Below are 22,597 nucleotides of genomic sequence, written 5' to 3' on the forward strand. Positions count from 1 at the left end.
AGCCTGGATTTACGGGGGTGAAGAGGTTGCCTGAACACACAGCGAACGAGACGTTCGTTGTCGCACGGATCACGCGTGGCTGGCGCACACAGGAGGACTTCGCCGAGGCGTACAACGCCGTGGCCGCCTCCGTGGACTCGAAGGCCAGAATCTCGGTGCGCCAGGTCAGGCGCTGGGAATCGGGACAGACCTTGTGGCCGAATCGGGATGCGCGCCACGTGCTGACCGAGATGTTTGGTGTGCCTCTCGACCAGCTCGGATTCGTCCCGGCCCCGGGTAGGTCCACGCGGATCGGACTGACCGCCAGCTCCAAGTCAGACAGGGAGGCCTCCATGCTCCGTCGCAGCTTCGTGGGCGGTCTCCTTCTGGCGCCCTTGCTCGACCTCGAGGCCCTGGACTACCTCACAGCCGCAGCTCGCAACGCCCATCGGTTCAGTGACCACGAACTCGTCGACCACCTGCGGGCTGCTCTGAATGAGACTGCCCGCATGGATCTGAAGATGGGATCGCATCGGGCGGTGCCTGCAGCGCTGGGGATTCTGTCTGCCATCAGTACTACTGCCCGCGACGCCAAACCACCGATCCGCCACGAGCTTCTTGCCCTCGGCTCTCGCGCGGCAGAGTTCACGGCGTGGCTACACCACGATGCGGGTGCTCCCGAGCAGGTCATCGCCTACTGGCACAACCAGGCCAAGGAATGGGCGACGTTCACCGGAGACGGTGCTATGCATGCTTATGTGCTGATGCGTCAGGCCCAGTCCCTGGGAGGCGGCGATCCGGCGCGTATGCTCGACCTTGCCAGGGCTGCGACCACCGGGCCATGGAAGCTGCCACCCCGCGCTCACGCTGAGGCGCTCCAGCAGGAGGCACGGGGAATGGCGATGACTGGTGCGCATCCCGATGAGATCGCCCGGGTTCTGGATCAGGCGCACGTTGCTCTCGACCGAGCCGATAAGCCGGCAGAACATCCGTTGTGCACGGGGCCGCTTGGCAACGGGTACACGCGCGAACGACTTCTTGTGCAGGCGGCAATCCGACTACGGGAAGCCGGGCGCCCCCTTGAGGCCGTCGCAGCGTTCCAAGCGAGTCTCACTGCTGAGGCGTTCGCCCCTCGTGATCACGCCCACTACAGCGCGTTCTTGGCTGGTGCTCTTGCCGATCTCGGGGAGCCGGACGAAGCTGCCGCGGTTGCCCTGGAAGCGCTGCACGTCGCTGCGGTTGTTTGCTCTCAGCAAGCCATCGGCGCACTTCACAGCACCGCGAGGACACTGTTCCCGTACCGGCAGCGACCGCAGGTACGGGAACTTCATGAGCGTCTTGTCGCGCTGGCAGCTGGTTAGGAGGCCAGGAAACCAGCCACCTTGGCGATGACTTCGCGCTGCCAGGACTGCGACTGCGGGCTGGCGTAGGTGGGATCGTCGTGGACAGCGAAGCCGTGTTGTGCGCCGTCGAGTTCGTATAGCTCGGCTCCAGCACCCTCCCCGAACAGGGGAGCGTACCGTCGTGACAACTCCACATCCACGAAGGTGTCTTTCGTGCCGTGCACGATCAACACTGGACGATGAACGCTGGCGCAGAGGGCTTCTGGTGTCGGCAGATGGAACATCTCATTGAGCAGTGCGCGGCCGGTCTCGAACGGCTGCCTGGGCAACGACCCGGCGTGATCGAGCTGTGCGGCGCGGTCCAGGGAAAGATGGTTGTCTGACCAGCCGGCTCGCTCCGTGATGAACCTGTCCTTGTAGTCGATGCGCGGGTTCAACAGCACCAGTCGCTGCACCTCTTCGGGGTACTGGCTAGCGTGCATGGCGGCGGCGCCACCTGAGAACGACGCTGAGACGACGTGAACTGTCCCAGGCCGACCGGTGAGTTCGGCGAGGTGATCGCCCGCGGAGCGAATGTCGTTGGCCACCCCGGCGATCGTGAGATCTGCTGGGCGGCCTCCGCTCGCTCCGTGGGCCCGCAGGTCGAAGCGCAAGGAGGTGATACCGGCGGCGGCGAGGCCGGTTGCCAGGCGACTGAAGAAGCCGCCCTCTTCGCGCGTGACTCCGGCGCCGTGTGCGAGGACGGCCAACGCGGCTGGGGGAGTGGGTGAGGGGGTGACCGTACCGAACAGCGCTGTGCCGTCCAACGACCGGAACGCGGTCTCGTAGTCAGTCATGTGGTCGACGGTAGCAATCGGGCGGTGACACGGCAGTGCCTTCGGGCTCGCGCTCTCGGGGCGCGCGGGGGTGGGTGCGCTTGCGCCGCCCGAATGGGTGATGTGAACGGGAGTTTGACGCTCGGTTAGAGCATTACGGTGAATATTGCGGTGCCGGCGCTCCAGTGGGGCGCTCGGTGCGTGGGCAAGAGAAAGCCCCGGCGGTGCGGCAACACCCCGGGGAATGGCACCAGGAGTTAAGGACCTCCCGAATGCAGATTCATCGTATCCCCAAGCATGCGCCCGGGTACACGATCCTCGACAACGGACACGTCGTCCGTAAGCACTCGCTGTCGTGGGCGGCGCGCGGGCTTCTGAGCTACCTGCTCAGCCTGCCGGATGGGGCGCGCGAGGACGTCCGTACGCTCGCGGCGAAGAGCGTCGAGGGGCGGGCGACGGTTTCGCGGGCCCTCCGTGAGCTTGAGGCCGCCGGGCACTACGTTCGGCGGACGTTGCGGGATCCCCTGACGGGGCAGGTTCGGACGGTCGCTTCGGTGCACGAGGTGCCGGTGACGACGGGGAAGGCGGTTCACACCGTTCCGCGGCCGCTTCCCGTGGCTCCGGCCGCCGGTGGGCCTGGAGCTGGAACCGCAGGCGCCGGGAAGGCGGGAAGCCCTTCCAAGGAAGCGAGGGAGAAGGATGTGGAAGTCCCTTCCGTCCGTCCCCCCGGAAAGTCGACGGCCGGCATGGCGCTCCTGCTGGACCTCGGGCGCCGCGAGCCCCGGATGGCGTTGGCGGGGAAGCCGCTGTCCGACCAGGCCGCGCGCGTGGAGGGGTTGCTCGCGGGTGGGTGGACGAAGGAAGCGTTGACCGGGATTCTCGCGGCGCCGTTGCCGGAGAAGATCACCCACAGTGTGGGGGCGGTCCTGGCGGGGCGGTTGGCGCAGGTGCCGGCCGTTCCGATGCAAAGGCACGGCGACGGGCCGCGCCGGCACGAGTGTCCCGGGCGGGACGGGATGTGCGGGCGGCCCGTCGCGTGCGCCGGGCAGGTGTGTGCGACGTGTCAGAGGGTGTCGCGGACCTCGATGTAGCCGCGGTCCACCACGAACTTCTGGTTGGGGTTGGTGACGTCGCAGCCGTACAGGAACACGGTGTCGCCGTTGTTGCGGTACGAGCCGACGTCGACGCACTTCTCCTCCCCGCTGCCGACCGTCCGCTGCAGGACGAGCGAGCCCCGGCGCAGCAGCCAGGTCTGGTTGGCGCGGGCGGCCTGGGAGTTCTCGCAGGTCCAGATGCGGACGATGTCGCCGTCGGTGCCCGTGTAGTCGGCGTCGAGGCACATCTCCTGCGCCGCGCCGACGGTGTCGGCGACCTTGATCCTTCCGTCGTCCAGGACGAAGCGCTGGTTGGTGTGGTCCAGGCAGTCCCAGATCCGGACGTTGTCGGCGTTGAAGCGGGTGTTGCCGACGTCCAGGCACTTGCCGGTGGGCACCCGGGGCGGGGTGGCGACGTTCAGGGTGCCGTCGGTGACGGTGTACTCGGTGCCGCTCCCCGGATTGCTGTAGCGGAAGCCGCCGTTGCCCTGCGCGAGGGTGGTGCCGGACGGCGCGGAGGCGTCCACCGTGACCTGCGGCGAGAAGCGGAAGTAGCCGCGGGCCGGCCAGCTGCTGTTGCCGCCGTTGCGGCCGTAGCCCTCGCAGGTGAGGGTCCGGTTCCCGTTGCCGAGGACGCAGCCACGCAGGCCGACGTTGTTGGAGCCCCAGGACGAGCCGTCGCCGCTGTACTCGGTCGGGACGGTGCTCTGCGCCGGGAAGGTGCTGTTGCCGGGGGCGGTGAAGACGGCGGTCATGCCGGAGGACGGGAGCAGCCCGGCCCCGCCGGTGTTCTGGTAGGTCCAGGGCACGGCGCCGGTCCCGCCGGGCGCGATGGTGACCGTGGTGGGGACGTCGCGGCCGATGAAGGTGACGGCGGCGGCGGGGGAGGCGAGGGCCGTGGCGAGGGCGAGGGAGAGCGCGGCCACGGTCGCCGTACGGGTGAGGGTTCGGATCACGGTCGCGATGATCGTGGACGAACGGGAGCGGGGAGGGTGAGCGGCACGGGGAAGGGGACGCGGTTCACCCTTCCGGCGGCCGGGAGGCGGCCGGTGCCTCGGAGGCGACCGGTGGCTTGAAGGCGACCGGTGCGTCGAAGGCGGCCCGCCGGGTGGCGCGGCGCAGCGCGCGCAGGACGGGCGTGCCCAGGGTGAGGCACAGCACGACGGTCAGTGCGGCCCGCGGCAGGTCCCAACCCAGCGACGTGGTCAGGCAGTAGGCGGCGAAGCGGACCAGGTTGGCGGGCAGCGGGTCGCCGGGGACGAAGGAGACGGAACCGGCCAGCCCGCCGATGTACGGCCAGCCCTGGAGGTTCATGACGGTGCCGTACAGGACGGCCGATCCGGCGCCGTACCCGGCGAGCAGCAGCAGTTCGCGCCGTCCCCGCAGGGAGGCGGCCCCGGGCAGGAGCCCGGCACCCAGGCAGACCCAGCCCATCGCGAGCATCTGGAACGGCAGCCACGGCCCGACCCCGCCGGTGAGCAGGGCGGACGCGAACATCGACAACGAGCCCAGGACGAAGCCGAATCCGGGACCGAGCACCCGCCCGGACAGCACCATCAGGAAGAACATCGGCTCCAGGCCCGCGGTGCCCGCGCCGAGCGGGCGCAGCGCCGCGCCCGCCGCGGCCAGGACGCCCAGCAGCGCGACGGACTTGGCGTCCAGCCCGGGGGCGCCGCCGCCAGCCTCCCGGCCCTCGGAGATCTGCGCGATGACGACGGCGAGCAGCAGCGGCAGGAGCAGCGCGAACAGCCAGGGCGCGTCGGTGGAGTGGCCGACCAGCGCCGACTCGGTGGAGGCGAGCAGCGGCCAGCCGAAGGCGGCGACACCGACGGCGGAGACGAGCAGCAGCGTCGCGACGGAGCGGCGGCCGAGCGGGACCGGTCGGTTCATGCGCCCATCGCCTCCGCGACCTGCCCCACGGTGAGCCACGGTCCGGGCGCCAGCACCTTGGCGACCTGCGGGGCGAAGGCGGGGGAGGAGACCACGACCTCGGCCGTCGGCCCGTCCGCGACGATCTCGCCCTCGGCCAGGATCACCGTGCGGTGGGCGAGTTCGGCGGCCAGTTCGACGTCGTGGGTGGCCAGCAGCACCGCGTGGCCCTCGGCGGCCAGGGCGCGCAGGACCTCCACCAGCCGGGCCTTGGCGGCGTAGTCCAGGCCGCGGGTCGGTTCGTCGAGCAGCAGCAGCGGGGGCCGGGCGGTGAGCACGACGGCGAGGGCGAGGGTGAGCCGCTGGCCCTCGGAGAGGTCGCGCGGGTGGGCGGTGTCGGCGATGCCGGGCAGCAGCCGCTCCACCAGGGCGCGGCAGGTGCCGGGTTCGGCGCCCGCGTCCGCGGCGGCGCACTCGGCGGCGACCGATTCGCCGTACAGCAGGTCGCGCGGGTCCTGCGGGACGAGGCCGACCTCGCGGATCAGCTCGGCGGGGCGGGTGCGGTGCGGGACGCGGCCGCCGACCCGGACGCTGCCGGAGGCGGGCGCGTGCAGGCCGACCAGGCCGCCGAGCAGGGTGGACTTGCCGGCGCCGTTGCGGCCCATCAGGGCGGTGATCTCGCCGGGGCGCAGCGCGAGGTCGACCCCGCGCAGGGCGTGCACCGGGCCGCGCCGGACGGCGAGCCGGTCGGCGACGGCGACGGGGGAACCGGTCGCGACGGCGGTGGGCGACGGTGCGCGGCCGGTCAGTTCGGTGCGCAGCGCCGCGGCCTTGCGCCGGGCGTCGCGCACCGACAGCGGCAGCGGCCGCCAGCCGGCGAGCCGGCCGAGGCCGACGACCGGCGGGTGCACCGGGGAGTGCGCCATCACCTCGGCGGGCTCGCCCAGCACCGGGGGCGCGCCCGGGGTGAGCAGCAGCACCTGGTCGGCGTACTGGACGACCCGTTCCAGCCGGTGTTCGGCCATCAGGACGGTGGTGCCGAGGTCGTGCACCAGCCGTTGCAGGACGGCCAGCACCTCCTCGGCGGCGCCCGGGTCGAGGGCCGAGGTCGGCTCGTCCAGGACCAGCACCCGGGGGTGCACGGTGAGCACCGAGCCGATCGCGACCCGCTGCTGCTGGCCGCCGGAGAGGGAGCCGAGGGCGCGGTCGCGCAGGTCGGCGAGGCCGAGCAGGTCGAGGGTCTCCTCGACCCGGCGGCGCATCACGTCGCCCGGCAGGCCCAGCGACTCCATGCCGTAGGCGAGTTCGTCCTCCACGGTGTCGGTGACGAAGTGCGCGAGCGGGTCCTGCCCCACGGTGCCGACCAGGTCGGCGAGGTCGCGCGGCCGGTGCTCGCGGGTGTCCCGGCCGCCGACGGTGACCCGGCCGTGCAGCACGCCGCCGGTGAAGTGCGGTACCAGGCCGCTGACCGTCCCCAGCAGGGTGGACTTGCCGGAGCCCGACGGACCCACCAGCAGGCAGAGTTCGCCCTCGGGGACGGTGAGGTCCACGCCGTCCAGGGCGGGCGCCGCGGAGTCCGCGTACCGTACGGAGACCTGCTCGAAGGTGATCACGATGCCCTCCGGGGCGGGGTCGGGGCGGCGAATGCCGGTACCAGGCCGAGCAGGACGGTCAGCACGGCGGCGAGCGGCAGCGCGGGGACGGTCGGTGGGACGACGGTGGGGGCGAACGCGGCCGGGTCGCGCACGGCCAGGAAGGCGGTGAGGGCCGCCACGGCGGCGCCGGAGCCGGCGGTGAGCCACTCGGGCAGCGCCCAGGGGTCGGGCCGGTAGCGGGTTCTGACGGAGCGTCGGCCGCCGAGCAGCAGTCCGGCGAAGGCGGCGGCCAGGCCGAGCAGCAGGACGGGCAGCGCCCAGCCGGCGCCGCCGGCGGTGAGCAGCCCGTACGCGGCCAGGCAGATCCCGAGGAGCCCGGCCAGGGTGAGCGCGGCGGTGGCCCGGGCGAGCCGGCGCGGGACGTCGGCGGTGCGGCCGAAGCCGCGGGTGTCCATCGCGGCGGCCAGCGCCACGGACCGCTCCAACGCGCCCTCCAGCACCGGCAGTCCGACGCTCAGCACGGCCGCGACACCCTTGTCCGCGCGGCCGCGCAGACGGCGCGCGGCGCGCAGCCGGCGGACGTCGGCGACCAGGTTCGGCGCGAAGGTCATGGCCACCACCACGGCCACGCCCGCCTCGTAGAGCGCGCCGGGCAGGGTGCGCAGCAGCCGGGCCGGGCTGGCCAGCGAGTTGGCGGCGCCGACGCAGATCAGCAGGGTGGCCAGACGCAGCCCGTCGTACAGCGCCGCCAGCAGGCCCTCGACGGTGACCCGGCCGCCGATCCGCACGCCCTGCGCCCAGGCGGGCAGCGGCACTTCGGGCAGGGCGAACAGCACATGGGTGCCGGGGATCGGCGACCCGAGGAAGACGGCGAACACCAGCCGGATGCCGAGCACCAGCAGTCCCAGCCGCAGGAACGCCCCGTACGACCGGGACCAGGGCGCGTCGCCGCGCCGGGCCGCGACCACGTACCCGGCGACGGCGGCGAGCAGCAGCAGGATCGCCGGATTGGTGGTGCGGGTCGCCGCCGCGCCGAGCCCGAGCGCCCACAACCACCAGGCCCCGGGGTGCAGTTGGCGGGGGCCGGTGGGCGGTCGGGTGCTACGGGCGGTGCTGCTCACGGGGGTGTTCCTGGGTCGGGAGGGGTTCAAGGGGTGCGGCGGCGGCGCGCCTGCCAGACGGCGCCGCCGGCGAGGACGGCGACCAGCGCGCCGCCGGCGATCAGACCGATGTCCGGGCCGCCGCCGTGGCCGGCGGAGGACGTGGCACCGGCCGGGCCCGCGGCGCCGGCCGCGCCCACCTGGTCGGCGCAACCCGCCTGCGGGTACCCGGCGATGGCGCACAGCAGCCCGTTGGTGTCGTACCGCAGCGGCGGGGCGACCGCGGCCAGCACCTCGGCCGAGCTGGCCCGCGGCGCGACGCTGGCGCAGGCCGTCCGCGGCCCGGGCACCGCGGCGCCGGCCGCCCCGGCGTCCTCGGCGGTCCCGAAGTCCAGCACGACGGCGACCCGCTTGCGGCCCTCCTGTACGGGCGTCGTCGCGCAGACCTCCGCGAAGCTCCCGCCGGTGCGCGGCTTCGCGGCGTCCTGCCCGCCGTCCGGGCTCACCGCGTACCGCCAGCCGTCCACGGCACCGTCCGGCGGCACCGCGACCGAGGGGCCCTGCTGCTGGTACGCCCACCCGGCGTCGGCCCCGCGCCAGAACGACCAGTACCGGTAGCCCGACGCCTGCGCCGGCGCGGCCCCGAGGACCACCAGTAACACCCCGACCACCAGCGGGAGCAGGGTGGCGGGGCGCCGGTGCGCGCGGGTCGGAGGTGTCACAGGCTCGGGTTGCGCTTGCGCTGGAGGCTGAGGAGGAGGCCGCCGCCGGTGCCGATCAGGAGGCCGACGATGATCAGCCAGTACTGGCCGAAGCCGTCGTTCTTCTTCTTGGCCGGGGTGGCCTCGTCCGCGGTGGCGGGTGCGGCCTTGGGGGTGGGGCCGAGGGCGGTGAGCTTGCCGGTGAGGTCGGCGGTGGGGCGGTGGTCGGCCTGGGCGACCAGGAGCAGGGTGGCCGTGGCGCCGGCGTCGGTGCCGTCCTTGGTCCAGACGGCCTGCTGCTGGTCGAGCCAGTCGACGGTGTCGGAGGCCTGGTCGGGGTGGCCGCTCTGGACGAGGGAGAGGGCGGCCCAGGCGGTGGCGGTGTAGTCGGGGGTGGGGGCGGCGCCGGGGTTGGTGAGGGTGAGGTGGCCGCCGCCGGACTGGAGCTGGGCGGTGAGGTGGGCGGCGGCGGCCTCGCCCGACTCGGCGTGCGGGACGGTGGCGGGAGCGGAGCTGTCGGTGCAGGCGAGGGGCTTGGGCTCGGAGTCGGCGCGCACCGAGCCGGCGACCGGCAGGTGTCCGCCCGCGGCGGCGAGCGAGGCCTGGCCGCCGGCCAGGGCGTTGGGGGTGAGGGCGCCGGTGGCGGCGTCGGGCTGGTAGGCGAAGGCGCCGCGCTGGTCGGCGGGGGCGGTGCAGCCGAGCTGGAAGCGGGCGAGGCCGTCGAACGCGTTCTTCCCGGCGCCGGAACCGGCGGTGCCCGGCTTGGCGACGCTCGCCGGGTCGGTCCGGGCGGCGAACAGCGCGCTGACGGCCAGTCCGGTGGAGTTGCCGTCGCCCGGGTTGCCGGGGTTGTAGGGCCAGCTGCCGTCCGGGTTCTGGTTGGCCTTGAACCAGGCGACGCCCTTGTCGACGGCCGGCTGGTGGCCGCCGAGGGCGACCAGGGCCTGGACGGCGAGGGCGGTGGCGTTGCTGTCCTCGCTCTTGGGGTCGCAGGCCGCGCCGGCCGCCCGGTAGGAGGGCCAGCCGCCGTCCTCGCACTGCTGCCCGGCGAGCCAGGCGACCGCCGAGTCGGCCGGGGTGACCTTGGCACCCGAGAGCGCGATGAGCGCCAGCGACTGCCGCCACACGCCGTCGTAGGTCGGGTCGCCCTTCCCGTACAGGCCCTCGGGGACGGTGACGGGCGTCGGCGCGGGGCTGTCGGCGAGGGCCGGTCCGGCGGCGACGCCGGCCAGCAGCGCGGCGGACAGGGCGGCGGCGCCCAGGCGGGCGGCGGTGAGCATGGTGCGGGTGTGCCTTTCAGTGAGCGGGTGGCCCTGGCGGGGGCCGTTCCGTGGTGCTCGACGGGGTGCCGGGCGACCAGGGCGCCGGGCGCCGGTGCGCCGGGCGACGCCGTGCCGGGCGCCGGTGCGTCCGGACCGGCCGCTCGCTCCGCCCGCCGGGCGCCCCGACTCGTCCGGTCACCCGGGGGCCGGACCCACGGAGGCGGGGTCGGCGCCGGAGTCGCACCGGCTGTCCCCGGGGGAGGAGCGGGATGGAGTTGTGCTGCCCGTCGACTCTAACCGCCGGAGCGCGCCCGCCAGCGCGCCGCGGCAGGAACAGGTTCCAGTCCGGGGGGTGGGCGCGGCGGCGGGCTCAGGGCAGGGCGAGCAGTCGGGCCGCGGTGTGCAGGTCGGCCCGGACCTCGGCGATCGAGGAGCGCCCGGAGAGCCAGGAGACCAGGGCCGAGTGCCAGGTGTGCTCGATCACCCGGACCGCCGCGCGCTGGCTGTCGCTGGGCGGGCCGGACTGGCCGATCGCGTCCAGGATGAGCTGCCCGGTGGCCACGCTGACCTGGTCGACCTCGGCGCCGACCGAGCGGTCCGCGAAGGACAGCGCCCGGACCATCGCCTCGGCCAGCAGCGGTTCGCGCTGCAGCGAGTGGAAGGCCCGGGTGAGCGTGTCGGCGACCCGCGGGGCCGGTTCCGCGTCGGTCGGCGGGTGGCGCCGGATGTGCTCGCGCAGGCCCTGGAGCTGCTCCAGCATCACCGCGACCAGCAGGTGCACCTTGGACGGGAAGTACCGGTACAGCGTGCCCAGCGCGACCTGCGCGCTCTCCGCGACCTCCCGCATCTGCACCGCCTCGTACCCGCCCCGGGCGGCCAGCGCGGTGGCGGCCCGCAGGATCCGCCGGCGCCGCTCGGCCTGGCTCGTGGTCAGCGGCAGCTCACCGGGCCGGGGCGCGACGGGGACCGTGGTCAGGGGCTCGGTGGACGGCGGCAAGGGTGCTCCCGGGCGGGCGAGAGTGGCGGTGTGCTTCCACAGATCGGCAGGGTGGGCGGGGTCCGGCGTGGCGGGAATCACCAGCCCTGGCTCCTGAGGAAAAGCTACGGGCCGGTATCTTCGAGGTCTCTCATTGTTCACGTGGTCGATGACGAGTTCCACCGCCACTGAAACCTGATCTACTTTAGCGACCGGCAGCACAGATAGCAGCTAGAGATGAGGGCCCAGGATGACCGCGCAGCCGCTGCGGATTGCCCTGCTGTCGTACCGCGGGGACCCCTTCTGCGGCGGTCAGGGCGTGTACGTACGGCACCTCTCCCGTGAGCTGGCCGCGCTCGGCCACCACGTGGACGTGATCGGGTCCCAGCCCTACCCGGTGCTGGACGAGGTCGAGGGCCCCGGCTCGGTGCGCCTGGTCGAGCTGCCCAGCCTGGACCTCTACCGCGCCGACGACCCGTTCCGCACCCCCGCCCGCGGCGAGTTCCGCGGCCCGGTGGACGTGCTGGAGTTCGCCACCATGCGCACCGGCGGCTTCCCCGAGCCGCTGACCTTCTCGCTGCGCGCCCGGCAGTACCTGGCCGCCCACAAGGGCCGCTACGACGTGGTGCACGACAACCAGACCCTCGGCTACGGCCTGCTGGGCCTGGCCCGGCACGGCTTCCCGCTGGTCACCACGATCCACCACCCGATCACCGTGGACCGGCAGCTGGAGCTGGACGCCGCCGCCACCCGGCTCAAGCGGCTCTCGCTGCGCCGCTGGTACGCCTTCACCCGGATGCAGCGCAGGGTCGCCGCCCGGCTGGACCACGTGATCACCGTCTCCGGCAGCTCGCAGCGCGAGATCGCCGAGCACCTGGGCGCCGCGCCCGGCGCGATCTCGGTGGTGCCGATCGGGGCCGACACCCGGCTCTGGTCGCCCTCGGACGCGGTCGAACGGGTGCCCGGACGGATCGTCACCACCTCCAGCGCCGATGTCCCGCTGAAGGGCCTGGTCTTCCTGGTCGAGGCGCTCGCCAAGGTCCGCACCGAGCGGGACGCCCACCTGGTGGTGGTCGGCAAGCCGCAGAAGGAGGACGGGCCGGTGGCCGAGGCGGTGCGCCGCTTCGGGCTGGCGGAGCACATCGAGTTCCGCAGCGGCCTGACCGACCGCGAGCTGGTCGACCTGTACCGCTCGGCCGAGGTGGCCTGCGTCCCGTCGCTGTACGAGGGCTTCTCGCTGCCCGCCGCCGAGGCGATGGCCACCGCCACCCCGCTGGTCGCGACCACCGGCGGGGCGATCCCCGAGGTGGCCGGACCGGACGGCGAGACCTGCCTGGCGGTGCCGCCCGGTGAGGCGGACGCGCTGGCCGCCGCGCTCGGCCGGCTGCTGGACGACCCGGAGCTGCGCGCCGAGCTGGGCGCGGCCGGCCGGGAGCGGGTGCTGGCCCGGTTCAGCTGGGAGCGGGCCGCCGAGCTGACCGCCGAGGCCTACCGCGCGGCGATCGCCACCGGCGTCGGCGCCCGGGCCCGTTCGGGCCCCGGCTGGCGGTACGTGGCCTGAACCGGGCCCGGCCCGGGTGTGCCCGCGCGGAGCCGCCAGCCCCGGAACGGGGTGCGTCGGCCGGGGTGCGGCGAGGTGTGACGAGGCATGACGAAGCGTCAAGGACGCTTGGTAGCAATAGGAATGGGAGTCCCGCAGTGCTGACCGTCGATTTCTCGCGCTTCCCGCTCGCCCCCGGCGACCGGGTGCTCGACCTGGGCTGCGGCGGGGGCCGGCACGCGTTCGAGTGCTACCGCCGCGGTGCCAACGTGATCGCCCTCGACCAGAACACCGAGGAGATCGCCGAGGTCAAGAAGTGGTTCGCGGCGATGGAGCAGGCCGGTGAGGCCCCCGAGGGCGCTTCGGCGGTCGCGATGGAGGGCAACGCGCTGGCGCTGCCGTTCGAGGACGAGTACTTCGACAAGATCATCATCTCCGAGGTGATGGAGCACATCCCCGACGACAAGGGCGTGCTCAACGAGATGTTCCGGGTCCTCAAGCCCGGCGGCCTGCTCGCCGTCACCGTGCCGCGCTGGCTGCCCGAGAAGATCTGCTGGGCGCTGTCCGACGAGTACCACGAGGTCGAGGGCGGCCACATCCGGATCTACCGGGGCGACGAGCTGCTCGGCAAGCTCAAGGACGCCGGCCTGGAGCCGTACGGCACCCACCACGCGCACGCGCTGCACTCGCCGTACTGGTGGATCAAGTGCGCGGTCGGCGTGGACAACGACAAGGCGCTGCCGGTCAAGGCCTACCACCAGCTGCTGGTCTGGGACATCGTCGGCACCCCGGTGATCAGCACCCTCACCAAGGCCGCCGAGCGGGCGCTCAACCCCGTCATCGGCAAGAGCTTCGTGGCCTACGCCGCCAAGCCCAACCGCGCCCCGGGCGGCGCGGCGTGACCGCCGCCGTCCCCGAGGTGCTGCTCCTCGACGGGGTGCTCGACGCCGCGCAGGCCGCCGACACCGTGCGCAGCATCCTCGCCGAGCAGCGCCCCGACGGTGCCATACCGTGGTTCGCCGGCCACCACCTGGATCCCTGGGACCACACCGAGGCCGCGATGGCCCTCGACACGGCGGGCGAGCACGCCGCCGCCGAGGCCGCCTACCGCTGGCTCGCCGCCAGCCAGAACCCGGACGGCTCCTGGTACGCCGCCTACACCGACGGCGTGGTCACCGACCGGGCCAAGGAGAGCAACTTCTGCGCCTACGTGGCGGTCGGGGTCTGGCACCACCACCTCAGCGCCGGCGACGACGCCTTCCTGGAGTGGATCTGGCCGGTCGTCCGGCGCGCCCTGGACTTCATCGTCTCGCTGCGGCTGCCCGGCGGCCCGATCGCCTGGCGGGTCGGCGAGGACGGCACCGCCACCGACGAGGCCCTGCTCACCGGCTCGTCCAGCATCCTGCACGCGCTGCGCTGCGGACTGGCCATCGCCGACTACCTGGAGGAGCCGCAGCCCGACTGGGAGCTCGCGGCCGGCCGGCTGCGGCACGCCGTCACCCACCACCCGGAGCGGTTCCTGGACAAGGACCGCTACTCGATGGACTGGTACTACCCGGTGCTCGGCACCGGCCTGCGCGGCGACGCGGCGGTGGCCCGGATCGAGCGGGACTGGGAGCGCTTCGTCGTCCCCGGCCTCGGCGTGCGCTGCGTCAGCGACCGCCCCTGGGTGACCGGCGGCGAGAGCGCCGAACTGGCCCTCGCGCTGTGGGCGATCGGGGAGTCCGACCGCGCGGTGGACATCCTGCGCTGGATCCAGAACCTGCGGCACGAGGACGGCTCGTACTGGACCGGGTACGTCTTCGAGGACGACGCGATCTGGCCGGAGGAGCGCACCACCTGGACGGCCGGGGCGCTGCTGCTGGCGGTGGCCGCGCTCGGCGGTGACCCGGCGACGGTCGCGGTCTTCGGCGGGGAGCAGCTGCCCGCCGGGCTGGTGGTCCAGGACTGCTGCTGAGGGCGGGGAGAAGACACGAAGGAGGGGCGGGACCGGTGCACCGGTCCCGCCCCTCCTTCGTGTGTGTCCGGGACCGCACACGGGTCCGAAGACCGCGCGTGCGTCCGAGGACTGTGCCGTCCGGGGCGTCAGCCGCGCTGGAGGCCCGTGGTGTCGGTCAGCACGCCCTGGGTGCCGTCCGCCAGCTGGGCGACCAGCGCGGTGCCGCGCTGCTCGACCGCCAGGTACCAGGTGCCGGGCACGACCTCACCGATCGGAGCGCCGGCCGGGTTGTCCTTCGGGGCCAGCTGGCGCGGAGCCGGGACGGCGAACCAGAACGGCTGGAAGTCCGCCGCCGGGGCGGCCGGCTGCGCGGCCTGGGTCGGCTGCGGGGCCGGCGCGCCGGCGTCCTGCGGCTGACCGGGCTGACCGGGCTGGGCGGGCTGGCCGGGGGCCGGGTAGCCGTAGCCGGGCTGGGCACCGAACGCCGGGTCGTGACCCTGCGCCGGGTAGCCGTACTGACCGGGCTGGCCGGGCGCACCCGGGTGACCGGGCTGGCCCGGGAAGCCGCCCTGGAACGGGGCGGCCGGGCGGTCGGTGACCAGCGGGGCCTTCAGCGCCGGCACCAGCGGGCCGGCCGCGGCCGCACCGGCGAGCACGATCAGCGAGATGAAGCCGAGCCAGGCGCCGAAGCCGTGGCTGATGCTGCCGCCGGACGGGCCGCCGCCCAGGGACCAGACCGAGGTCCACAGCGCCGCGACGGCGAGGGCGATGCCCCACTGGTCCAGCCGCAGGCCGAGCACCTGGCGGTTGGTCGCGGCCTGGCCCTGGAAGCGCTGCACCAGGATCAGCACCGCTGCGGCGATGCCCAGCAGGTAGATGGAGGGCAGGATGGGGAACAGCTCGGTGCTCCACGCGTTCTGCGAGGCGTCGGGTCCGCAGTACCGGCCGGCGCAGCTCACGGTCCAGTAGGGCAGGAAGGAGGCGATGAAGAGCAGGACGGCCGCGCCTGCGACGGCGGCGTCTCCCCTGGTGAGAGCGCGCAGATTCACTAACGTTCCCCTCGTTGACGTGTCGTGGACGGTGCTTCGTGCGGTCGGGCTGACCGGCCGAAACTCCCGAACGGACCAGAAGCCTAGGCCCAACCGTCCTGCCGGTGCACGGCGGGACCGGGAATGGGGCGAAGTCGTTGCAAACCGCGCGGGTTGGGCGGAGCTCCGTCCGCCGGGGTGCGCGGCCCAACTCCCGTACCGGGTCCCCGAGTCTTCTATCGAGTCGTCAGGAACGCGGTCAACGCGTCGGCGATCCCCTGGGCCGCCTGCTGGCGCCACTGAGGGTCCGTCATCCGCTTCGCGTCCGTCGAGTTGCGCATGTTACCGCACTCGATGAACACCTTGGGGACGGCGGACAGGTTGAGGCCGCCCAGGTCGGAGCGGGTGTCCAGGCCCTGGTCCGCGGTGTAGTCGGCGTACGGTTCGCCGGTCGCCGTGTGGAACTGGTCGCGCAGCAGCAGGCCGAGCCGGTGCGAGGGTTCGACGATCGCGGAGTTGTCCGCTTTGCCGGCCACCACCCTGCCGGGCATGATCACGTGGAAGCCGCTGCCGCTCGCCGGGCCGCCGTCCGCGTGCACCGAGACCGCGGCGTCGGCGTGCGCGTCGGCACCGGACCGGGCGCGCTCGTCGATGCACGGGCCCCAGGGGCGGTCGCCGTCCTGCACCAGCACCACGGTGGCGCCCCGGGCGGCCAGGATGGCGCGGGCCCGGCGGGAGACGTCCAGGGTGTACTCGGCCTCGGTGTACCCGGCGTTGGTCTCCGTCCCGGTGGTGTCGCACTCCTTGCGGGCGTTGCCGATGTCCACCTGGCGGTTGATCTCGGCGGTGTGCGAGAAGTTGCCGGGGTTGTGGCCGGGGTCGAGGACGACGGTGCGGCCGGCCAGGCCGTTCGCCGCCGTGCCGGCCGTGCCGGTCGGGGCGGCCGTGGTGGCGGTACCGGTCGGGGCGCTCGGGGTGGGCGCTTCGCCGGTCGGGGCGTCGGCGGAGGGCGGCGGCGCGACCGGCGGGGTGAGCGGCGCTGCGGCGGGGTCCGCGGCGCCCGGCCGGGTCGAGGCCGGGGCAGTGGCGGAGGCCGGGGCGGAGGCGGCGGCCGTGGCGCCCGCCGGGCCGGAGTGGTCGAGGGCCCGCCAGCCGAGCCAGCCCGCCGTGCAGAGCGGAACGGCCGCGGCCACCACGGTGGTGGCGCGCAGCAGGGTGGAACGGCGGTGCGGGCGGGGGGCGGTACCGGTCACGGGTCGGTCAGATCCTGTCCTGGGTGCGCGGGGTCAGGCCGTAGCTGTTCGCGATCGGGTTCCACTTGGTCATGAAGTCCGTCTTCGCCTGGGTGGCCTGCGGGTTGAGCTCGTCCGCGTGCTTCTTGTCCGCGGTGCTCGGGGCCCGGCCGGAGCAGCCCTGGGCGGCGACGGCGCGCGCCCAGCTCGCGTACGCCTTGTCGATGTCGGCGGACAGCTGCCAGGCGGACTTCAGCGAGTTCACCGCGTCCGCGCCGCCCGGCACGTCCGTGACGCTCAGCTTGCCGAGCTTGGTCAGCAGGGTGGCGCGCTGGGTGGCGCCGCTGTCGAACACCTGCGCCGCGCTCTCGATGTCGGCCTTCGACGGGCAGCTGCTCACCTTGGCGACGGCGCTGCCGATCGGGGCCTTGGCGTTCTCGCCCTCGCTCAGCAGGCCGTCCAGTGCCTGCGCCTGGGCCTGGGCGGCGGGCCCGGCGCCGGTCGCGGTCGGGGACGGCGCGGCGGTGGGGGAGGCCGGGGCGCTCGCGGCGCCGCTCGGCGCGGTGTCCGTACCGGTGGGCGCGGGGGCGGGCTGGGGGTTGCCGGAGCCGGTCGCCGGGGCGCCGGTGGGGGCCGGCGCGGCCTGGCCGTCCTTGTCCCCGCCGCCCCGGGCGGCGAACAGCAGACCGCCGCCGATCGCCAGCACCAGCAGCAGGGCGAAGCCGATCAGCAGCGGGGCCTTGCGGTCGGCCGGGCGCTTCTCGTCCTCGTCCGGGTAGCCCGTCGGGTAGTCCGCCGGATAGTCGGTCGGGTAGTCGGGCCGGCCGCCGTACGGGGGCTGCGGCGGGGCGGCGGGCGGCTGGGGGTAGCCGTAACCCTGCGGCGGGCCCTGGTGCTGCGGGCCGGTCGCGTGGGCGGGGAACGGCGAGGCCGCCGGCGGGCCCGTCGGGGGCGGGGCGGCGGTGCGCGGGATCGGGGCGGTCTGCGGGTCGTAGCCGGGCGCGGTGGCCAGGTACGGGCGGGCGCCCAGCGGCGGGCCCTGGTCGCCGGCGGCACCGGGCTGGGGCGGCGGGGCGAGCATGCCCAGACGGGGGTCGACCGGGGCCTGCGGGGCGGCGGGGGCCGGTGGGGCGGCCTGGTGCTGCGGGGCGGCGGGCGGTTGCGGGGCGGCCGGGGCCTGGGGCGCCGCGGCCTCGGTGCCGGCCGCGTTCTGCGGGCCGCGCACCCAGCCGCCGGCGCCGCCGCGCGCCGTCGGGTCCCAGACCGCCGGGGCGGTGTTCTGCTGGTCCGTCATGTCGCTGCTGGCCCCCACCGTCCGCCGATGCTCTGCCTGGTGCTGCGCGGCCACCGTACCGTTCGAACCCCCGCCCGACAGCCCCGGCACGACGTTAGAGCATCGGCGCGGGGCCGTGGGGCGGCTCGGTGGATCCCGGGTCGGGGCGACAAGCCGGCGGTCGGCCTCCGGTCAGCGCGCGGGTCGGCGCAGGACGCGCAGGGAGCCGGTCACCGAGACCTCCTCGAAGCCCTCGGCGAGCGCCCGCAGGTACACCCGGTACGGGGCCTGGCCGCCGTCCGCCGGGTCCGGGAAGACGTCGTGCACCACCAGCAGGCCCTCCGGCGCCAGGTGCGGCACCCAGCCCTCGTAGTCGCCGGTCGCGTGCTCGTCGGTGTGCCCGCCGTCGATGAACACCAGGCCCAGCGGGCGCCCCCACAGCGCGGCGATCCGCGGCGAGCGGCCGACCAGCGCCACCACGTGCTCCTCCAGCCCGGCGGCGTGCAGCGTGCGGCGGAAGCGGGGCAGGGTGTCCATCAGGCCGACCTCGGGGTCGACCAGGGACGTGTCGTGGTACTCCCAGCCGGGCTGCTGCTCCTCCGAGCCGCGGTGGTGGTCCACGGTCAGCGCGACCGTCCCGGTCTCCCGGGCCGCGGCCGCCAGCAGGATCGCCGAGCGGCCGCAGTAGGTGCCGATCTCCAGCACGGGCAGGCCGGTCTCCCGGGCCGCCGCCACCGCCGCCGCGTACAGCGCGAGCCCCTCGTCCACCGGCATGAACCCGGTGGCCGCCTCGAACGCCGCCAGCACCTCGGGTGCGGGGCGGGCGCCCTCCAGCAGGTCGGACATGCGATGCTCCTCGGGGTCGGGTCGTGGACGGACGTGCTGGGACCCTACTCGACGGTAGTGGCGGTGGTGAGGGCGGGCGGGGGCGGCGGGAGAACCAGGGCGGCCGGGAATCGCGCTCTTTGCCGACCCTTGTGAAACCCGTTCTACTGATATTGCGGAGGCCATGTCAGAATCGCCCAGTCCGAGGATCCACTCCGCGTCACGCCATGCACACAGGGAGCAGCACCATGCGCGCAGCCGTCCTGCACAAGACCGGCCAGGACACCCTCGACGTCCGCGAGGACGTGACCGCGGTCGGCTTCAGAAGAGGCAGCGTCCGGGTCCGGATGCGCGCCGCCAGCCTCTGCCACTCCGACCTCTCGGCGATGAACGGCGTCCTGCCCCAGCCCGCGCCCTTCGTCCCCGGCCACGAGGGCGCCGGTGACGTCGTCGAGGTCGCCGAGGGCGTGACCGGCTTCGCCGTCGGCGACCGCGTCGTGCTCTGCTGGATGGCCCCCTGCGGCCGCTGCGACCACTGCGCCAAGGACCGCGGCCACCTCTGCGTCGCCAGCCTGCGCCGGCTCGGCGCCCCCGGCTTCCGGATCGAGGAAGGCGGCGTGATCGCCTCCGGCTTCTACGGCACCGGAGCCTTCGCCGACGAGGTCGTGGTCTCCGCCAACGCGCTCATCAAGATCCCCGCCGACCTGCCCTACGAGGCCGCCGCGCTGATCGGCTGCGGGGTCACCACCGGCATAGGCGCCGCCGTCAACACCGCCAAGGTCGAGCCCGGCGCCTCCGTCGCGGTCATCGGCGCCGGCGGCGTCGGCATCGCCACCGTGCAGGGCGCCCGGGTCTGCGGCGCCGGCCGGATCACCGTCGTCGACCCGGTCGCCTCCCGCCGCGAGCGCGCCCTCGACTTCGGCGCCACCGAGGCGATCGCCCCCGACGACCTCAAGGCCGTCGCCAAGAAGCTGCCGGGCGGCGGCTTCGACTACGTCTTCGAGGCGGTCGGCCGCGCGGCCACCGTCCGGGCCGGCTACGACGCGGCCCGGCGCGGCGGCGCGGTGGTCGTCATCGGCGCGGGCGCGCAGGACGACCTCGCCGAATTCACCATGGGCGAGCTGTTCTTCAACGAGAAGCGCCTGCTGCCCTCGCTCTACGGCGGGGCGACCGTCGGGCGCACCGTCGCCCTGGTCGTGGACCTCTGGCGGGCCGGGCGGATCGACCTGGACGGCATGATCACCCACCGGGTGGGTCTGGCGGACGTCAACGAGGCGATCGCGCAGATGCGCAGCGGCGAGGCGCTGCGGACCGTCGTGACGATGGACTGACGGACCGCGCCCGGTTGTCGTCGTATCGGCTGCCGTTGGTGATGTGAATGCCGTGATGTGAGAACAGTGATGTGAATACCGTGCGGTGAATGACGAGGGCCCGCCGGGGAGCGCTGCTCCCCTCGGCGGGCCCGGTGCACGTCGGGTGCGGTGGGATCAGCCCCGTGCCGCGGCCGCGCGGTGGCGGCCGTGCGGGTCGGACTCCGAGGTGTCGTCGGCGGCGGACCGGCCCCGGTGGCGGCCGTGCGCGGCGTCCGCGGCCGTCTTCTCGTCGGCGTCGGTCCCGGTGATCGCGGGTCCGGTGGTGTCGGTGAGGGTGTCGGACATGAGAAATCGTCTTCCGTGCGGAGGGTGCAGGTCATCGGCGCCCGCCCGGCGCCGGGGGCGCGCGGTCGGGTCCCCGATCGGGCGCTCGGTACGCGCCCGTAGCCGGTGATCGCGGCCCGTGACCCGGACACCTTAACGGCCGGGACGGGCGAGATCCTATCGAGATCATGACACGCGCCCCGCGCCGGGCCGGGGCGCGGAACCGAGCCAGTGCCCGACCAGCTCGCGGTACAGCGGGGACAGCACCTGGAGATCGCCGTGCCGGGCCGTCAGCCCGTGCCCGCCGTCCAGCAGCAGCACCCGGTCCGCCCGCAGCGCGGAACTGATGCGGTGCGCGACGACCACCAGCGTCCCCGGCCGGGCGGCGAAGGCCCGCTCCACCCGCTCCTCCGCCGCCGGGTCCAAGTGGCAGGTCGCCTCGTCCAGCACCACGACCGGGGCGGGCGACAGGTAGGTCCGCACCAGTGCCAGCAACTGGCGCTCACCTGCCGAGAGTTCACTCGGATCGAGCAGCGCGGCGGCCGGTCCGCCCAGGCGCGCCACCAGACCCTCCGCGCCCAGCAGCGCCACGGCCGCGCCCAGCCGCTCCTCGGTGACACCCGGATCGAGCCAGGCCAGGTTCTCCCGGACCGACCCCGGGAACACGTACGCCTCCTGCGGCACCAGCGCCACCGACCGGCCCGGCACCGGCCGCTCCCCACCGACCGTCACCCACCCCTCCGTCGGCTGCGCGACCCCGGCCAGCAGCGCCGCCAGCGTCGACTTCCCCGCCCCGCTCGGCCCCACCACCGCCACGTGCTCCCCGGCCCCGAAGCCGGCGTCGACGCCGTCCAGCACGGGCACCGCGCCCCCGCCGTGCCCGTACCGGACCCCCACCAGCCGCACATCGGCGGCCGCGGGGGCCGGGGGCGGACCGTCCGCAGTCGTGGCCGTGGCCGTGGGTGTCGTCGTGGTCGCGGCCAGGCGGTCGAGGACGACGGCCAGGTTGAGCAGCCGGCCGCCGACGGTGCCGGCCAGGGTGCGTACGGCCGGGTCGAGTTGCTGGACGAGGTAGGTGGCGACGCCGAGGAGTTCGCCGGGGGTGAGAGCCCGGTGGGCGAGCAGCCAGGGGGCGGCGGCGAGGACGGCCAGGACCGGGAGGCGTCCGCCGAGTGCCACGACGAGCGCGCGCAGGGCCGAGGCCCGGCCGAGGGCCCGGGCGGCGGCGCTCTCCCCGGCCGCCTCGGCCAGGGACCGGGCGACCTCGGGGCCGGTGCCGGTGGCCTGGACGTCGCGCAGCCCGTGCAGGGCCCGTCCGGCTTCGGCGGCGAGCCGTTCCTCGGCCAGGACCACCGCCCGTCTCCGCGTCACCAGGGGGCGCAGCAGCCGGGCGAAGAGCAGCCCGGCGGCCAGGAGCGGCAGCAGGACCAGTGGCAGGACGGCGGGTGCGAGCAGGGCCAGGCCGGTCAGGGCGGCGAGCAGGGTGACCCCGACGCCGCGCACGGTGCGCAGCAGGGTCGCGGTCAACTGCCGGGCGGACTCGACCTGTTCGGTGAGCCGGGCGATCTCGGCCGGATCTGCCGTGGGGCGGGCGAGGGCGCTGTGGACCACGCGTTCGACCAGGGCGTCCCGGAGCGGTTCCACCACGGCGGCGAGGTACGGGAAGCCGGCCCGCGTCGCGTACGCCCGGCCGGCCATGGCCGCGCCGAAGCCGCTCAGCCAGGCCACTCCGACCCCGGGCCGGCCGGCCCGGAACCCCTGGTCGACGGCGGTGGAGACGAGCAGCCCGGACATCAGCGGGGGCAGCGCCTCCACCCCGGACCAGGCCGGCATCCGCACCAGCGGTGCCCGGGTGAGCGTCAGTTGCCGGAACAGCAGGCCCCACCCGGGTGACCCGCCGGGCACGGAACATCGGCCCCGCCGATTTCCGGTGCGCGGAGGCACGCGGGCGGGCTCGCGGGCGGGCCGGCGGGCCTCGGCCGTCCGGCCCCGCGCGGGAGGCCGGCGTCGTCGACTTTTGGTGCGGCCCGGCTGGGCGGGGGCAACTGGGGGCTCCCGTCGGGGTGTTGGGGGCTACTGCGGGGGAGCCGGCGGGCGGGAAGGCCGGTGCCGTCCCCGCCTGTCCGGACAGGCGGGGACGGCACCCGGTGACTACCGCCCGGTCGGCGGTCGGCCGAGCCGGTGGCTCAGCTGACGGTGAAGAGCAGGCAGGTCAGGATGAGACAGGTGTACTGGCAGCCGTTGCCGTGGCCGGTCAGCTCGACGGACTCGGTCTCCGGCAGGTCCTGCAGCGCCGCGAGGTCGGTCTCGAAGTCCACCGTGTTCTCCATGATCGGTTCCTCCCCTAGAGGTCACGCCCACCGCGATCTGCGAACGGGCGTCGGGTGTC

At 74.5% G+C, this 22,597-nt stretch carries 21 protein-coding genes; 6 read left to right on the top strand and 15 right to left on the bottom strand.

Annotated features, from left to right (window positions below):
• The first annotated feature begins 26 nt into the window (after positions 1-26).
• The gene (locus IE332_RS20335) at positions 27-1,340 is read left to right on the top strand and encodes a helix-turn-helix domain-containing protein (protein ID WP_189918359.1); all 1,314 of its coding nucleotides are present in this window, start codon (positions 27-29) and stop codon (positions 1,338-1,340) included.
• Here the strand turns inward: IE332_RS20335 and IE332_RS20340 are convergent.
• Positions 1,337-2,158 carry an alpha/beta hydrolase gene (locus IE332_RS20340; RefSeq protein WP_189918361.1) on the bottom strand — a complete coding sequence of 274 codons (822 nt, stop codon included), beginning with the start codon at positions 2,156-2,158 and terminating at the stop codon, positions 1,337-1,339. The genes IE332_RS20335 and IE332_RS20340 overlap by 4 nt on opposite strands.
• 251 nt (positions 2,159-2,409) lie before the next feature.
• On the opposite strand from IE332_RS20340, the gene IE332_RS20345 reads away from it, so the two are divergent.
• The gene (locus tag IE332_RS20345; protein WP_189918363.1) at positions 2,410-3,228 is read left to right on the top strand and encodes a helix-turn-helix domain-containing protein; all 819 of its coding nucleotides are present in this window, start codon (positions 2,410-2,412) and stop codon (positions 3,226-3,228) included.
• Here the strand turns inward: IE332_RS20345 and IE332_RS20350 are convergent.
• The 7 genes from IE332_RS20350 to IE332_RS20380 all read right to left on the bottom strand — a co-directional run bounded on the left by IE332_RS20350 (position 3,201) and on the right by IE332_RS20380 (position 10,755).
• Positions 3,201-4,187 (bottom strand): RICIN domain-containing protein, encoded by a 987-nt coding sequence (locus IE332_RS20350; RefSeq protein ID WP_189918365.1) that lies wholly within the window; start codon positions 4,185-4,187, stop codon positions 3,201-3,203. The two genes, IE332_RS20345 and IE332_RS20350, sit on opposite strands and share 28 nt — an antisense overlap.
• A gap of 64 nt (positions 4,188-4,251) precedes the next feature.
• Positions 4,252-5,121: an ECF transporter S component gene (locus IE332_RS20355; RefSeq protein ID WP_189918367.1), complete on the bottom strand. Its 870-nt coding sequence runs from the start codon at positions 5,119-5,121 to the stop codon at positions 4,252-4,254.
• Complete coding sequence (locus IE332_RS20360) at positions 5,118-6,713, bottom strand: ABC transporter ATP-binding protein (RefSeq protein WP_189918369.1); 1,596 nt, start codon at positions 6,711-6,713, stop codon at positions 5,118-5,120. The genes IE332_RS20355 and IE332_RS20360 overlap by 4 nt, the downstream gene beginning before the upstream one ends.
• Entirely contained in the window at positions 6,710-7,816 is a 1,107-nt protein-coding gene (locus tag IE332_RS20365) for a CbiQ family ECF transporter T component (protein ID WP_229928743.1), read from the bottom strand. The genes IE332_RS20360 and IE332_RS20365 overlap by 4 nt, the downstream gene beginning before the upstream one ends.
• A 26-nt stretch (positions 7,817-7,842) precedes the next feature.
• On the bottom strand, positions 7,843-8,517 hold the full coding sequence (locus IE332_RS20370; RefSeq protein WP_189918372.1) for an SCO2322 family protein: 675 nt from the start codon (positions 8,515-8,517) through the stop codon (positions 7,843-7,845).
• The gene (locus tag IE332_RS41915; RefSeq protein WP_189918374.1) at positions 8,514-9,776 is read right to left on the bottom strand and encodes an SCO2321 family membrane protein; all 1,263 of its coding nucleotides are present in this window, start codon (positions 9,774-9,776) and stop codon (positions 8,514-8,516) included. Before IE332_RS41915 ends, IE332_RS20370 begins: the two co-directional genes overlap by 4 nt.
• 352 nt (positions 9,777-10,128) lie before the next feature.
• Entirely contained in the window at positions 10,129-10,755 is a 627-nt protein-coding gene (locus tag IE332_RS20380) for a TetR family transcriptional regulator (RefSeq protein WP_373313770.1), read from the bottom strand.
• A 229-nt stretch (positions 10,756-10,984) separates the two neighbouring features.
• Here IE332_RS20380 and IE332_RS20385 point away from each other — a divergent pair, with 229 nt between their 5' ends.
• From IE332_RS20385 to IE332_RS20395, 3 genes are all read left to right on the top strand, one after another.
• Complete coding sequence (locus tag IE332_RS20385) at positions 10,985-12,295, top strand: glycosyltransferase family 4 protein (RefSeq protein ID WP_189918377.1); 1,311 nt, start codon at positions 10,985-10,987, stop codon at positions 12,293-12,295.
• 137 nt (positions 12,296-12,432) lie between these two features.
• Positions 12,433-13,176 (top strand): class I SAM-dependent methyltransferase, encoded by a 744-nt coding sequence (locus tag IE332_RS20390; protein ID WP_189918379.1) that lies wholly within the window; start codon positions 12,433-12,435, stop codon positions 13,174-13,176.
• Positions 13,173-14,231 (top strand): prenyltransferase/squalene oxidase repeat-containing protein, encoded by a 1,059-nt coding sequence (locus tag IE332_RS20395; protein WP_373313771.1) that lies wholly within the window; start codon positions 13,173-13,175, stop codon positions 14,229-14,231. The genes IE332_RS20390 and IE332_RS20395 overlap by 4 nt, the downstream gene beginning before the upstream one ends.
• A 128-nt stretch (positions 14,232-14,359) precedes the next feature.
• Here IE332_RS20395 and IE332_RS20400 read toward each other — a convergent pair whose 3' ends face one another.
• The 4 genes from IE332_RS20400 to IE332_RS20415 form a co-directional block, all read right to left on the bottom strand.
• Positions 14,360-15,262, bottom strand: coding sequence for a hypothetical protein (locus IE332_RS20400; RefSeq protein ID WP_189918381.1), 903 nt, complete (start codon positions 15,260-15,262; stop codon positions 14,360-14,362).
• A gap of 215 nt (positions 15,263-15,477) precedes the next feature.
• On the bottom strand, positions 15,478-16,494 hold the full coding sequence (locus IE332_RS20405; RefSeq protein ID WP_189918383.1) for an N-acetylmuramoyl-L-alanine amidase: 1,017 nt from the start codon (positions 16,492-16,494) through the stop codon (positions 15,478-15,480).
• Positions 16,495-16,501: 7 nt separating this feature from the next.
• Complete coding sequence (locus IE332_RS20410) at positions 16,502-17,767, bottom strand: hypothetical protein (RefSeq protein ID WP_189918385.1); 1,266 nt, start codon at positions 17,765-17,767, stop codon at positions 16,502-16,504.
• Between the two features lie 171 nt (positions 17,768-17,938).
• The gene (locus IE332_RS20415) at positions 17,939-18,592 is read right to left on the bottom strand and encodes a class I SAM-dependent methyltransferase (RefSeq protein WP_189918387.1); all 654 of its coding nucleotides are present in this window, start codon (positions 18,590-18,592) and stop codon (positions 17,939-17,941) included.
• A gap of 227 nt (positions 18,593-18,819) precedes the next feature.
• Here IE332_RS20415 and IE332_RS20420 point away from each other — a divergent pair, with 227 nt between their 5' ends.
• On the top strand, positions 18,820-19,902 hold the full coding sequence (locus IE332_RS20420; RefSeq protein WP_189918389.1) for an alcohol dehydrogenase catalytic domain-containing protein: 1,083 nt from the start codon (positions 18,820-18,822) through the stop codon (positions 19,900-19,902).
• Between the two features lie 156 nt (positions 19,903-20,058).
• Here IE332_RS20420 and IE332_RS20425 read toward each other — a convergent pair whose 3' ends face one another.
• The 3 genes from IE332_RS20425 to IE332_RS20435 all read right to left on the bottom strand — a co-directional run bounded on the left by IE332_RS20425 (position 20,059) and on the right by IE332_RS20435 (position 22,538).
• Positions 20,059-20,229: a hypothetical protein gene (locus IE332_RS20425; RefSeq protein WP_189918521.1), complete on the bottom strand. Its 171-nt coding sequence runs from the start codon at positions 20,227-20,229 to the stop codon at positions 20,059-20,061.
• Positions 20,230-20,394: 165 nt separating this feature from the next.
• On the bottom strand, positions 20,395-22,113 hold the full coding sequence (locus tag IE332_RS20430; protein WP_229928744.1) for an ATP-binding cassette domain-containing protein: 1,719 nt from the start codon (positions 22,111-22,113) through the stop codon (positions 20,395-20,397).
• A gap of 281 nt (positions 22,114-22,394) precedes the next feature.
• The gene (locus IE332_RS20435) at positions 22,395-22,538 is read right to left on the bottom strand and encodes a VenA family class IV lanthipeptide (RefSeq protein WP_158835523.1); all 144 of its coding nucleotides are present in this window, start codon (positions 22,536-22,538) and stop codon (positions 22,395-22,397) included.
• Positions 22,539-22,597: the final 59 nt, after the last annotated feature.

Origin of the sequence: Kitasatospora xanthocidica (genome assembly GCF_014656195.1) — a bacterium.
GTDB lineage: Bacteria > Actinomycetota > Actinomycetes > Streptomycetales > Streptomycetaceae > Kitasatospora > Kitasatospora xanthocidica.

Bases quoted from the DNA above. Each gene is read 5' to 3' on its own strand.
- IE332_RS20420 (WP_189918389.1), top strand. From the start codon at position 18,820: ATGCGCGCAGCCGTCCTGCACAAGACCGGCCAGGACACCCTCGACGTC.
- IE332_RS20415 (WP_189918387.1), bottom strand. From the start codon at position 18,592: ATGTCCGACCTGCTGGAGGGCGCCCGCCCCGCACCCGAGGTGCTGGCG.
- IE332_RS20340 (WP_189918361.1), bottom strand. From the start codon at position 2,158: ATGACTGACTACGAGACCGCGTTCCGGTCGTTGGACGGCACAGCGCTG.
- IE332_RS20345 (WP_189918363.1), top strand. From the start codon at position 2,410: ATGCAGATTCATCGTATCCCCAAGCATGCGCCCGGGTACACGATCCTC.
- IE332_RS20355 (WP_189918367.1), bottom strand. From the start codon at position 5,121: ATGAACCGACCGGTCCCGCTCGGCCGCCGCTCCGTCGCGACGCTGCTG.
- IE332_RS20425 (WP_189918521.1), bottom strand. From the start codon at position 20,229: ATGTCCGACACCCTCACCGACACCACCGGACCCGCGATCACCGGGACC.
- IE332_RS41915 (WP_189918374.1), bottom strand. From the start codon at position 9,776: ATGCTCACCGCCGCCCGCCTGGGCGCCGCCGCCCTGTCCGCCGCGCTG.
- IE332_RS20435 (WP_158835523.1), bottom strand. From the start codon at position 22,538: ATGGAGAACACGGTGGACTTCGAGACCGACCTCGCGGCGCTGCAGGAC.
- IE332_RS20410 (WP_189918385.1), bottom strand. From the start codon at position 17,767: ATGACGGACCAGCAGAACACCGCCCCGGCGGTCTGGGACCCGACGGCG.
- IE332_RS20385 (WP_189918377.1), top strand. From the start codon at position 10,985: ATGACCGCGCAGCCGCTGCGGATTGCCCTGCTGTCGTACCGCGGGGAC.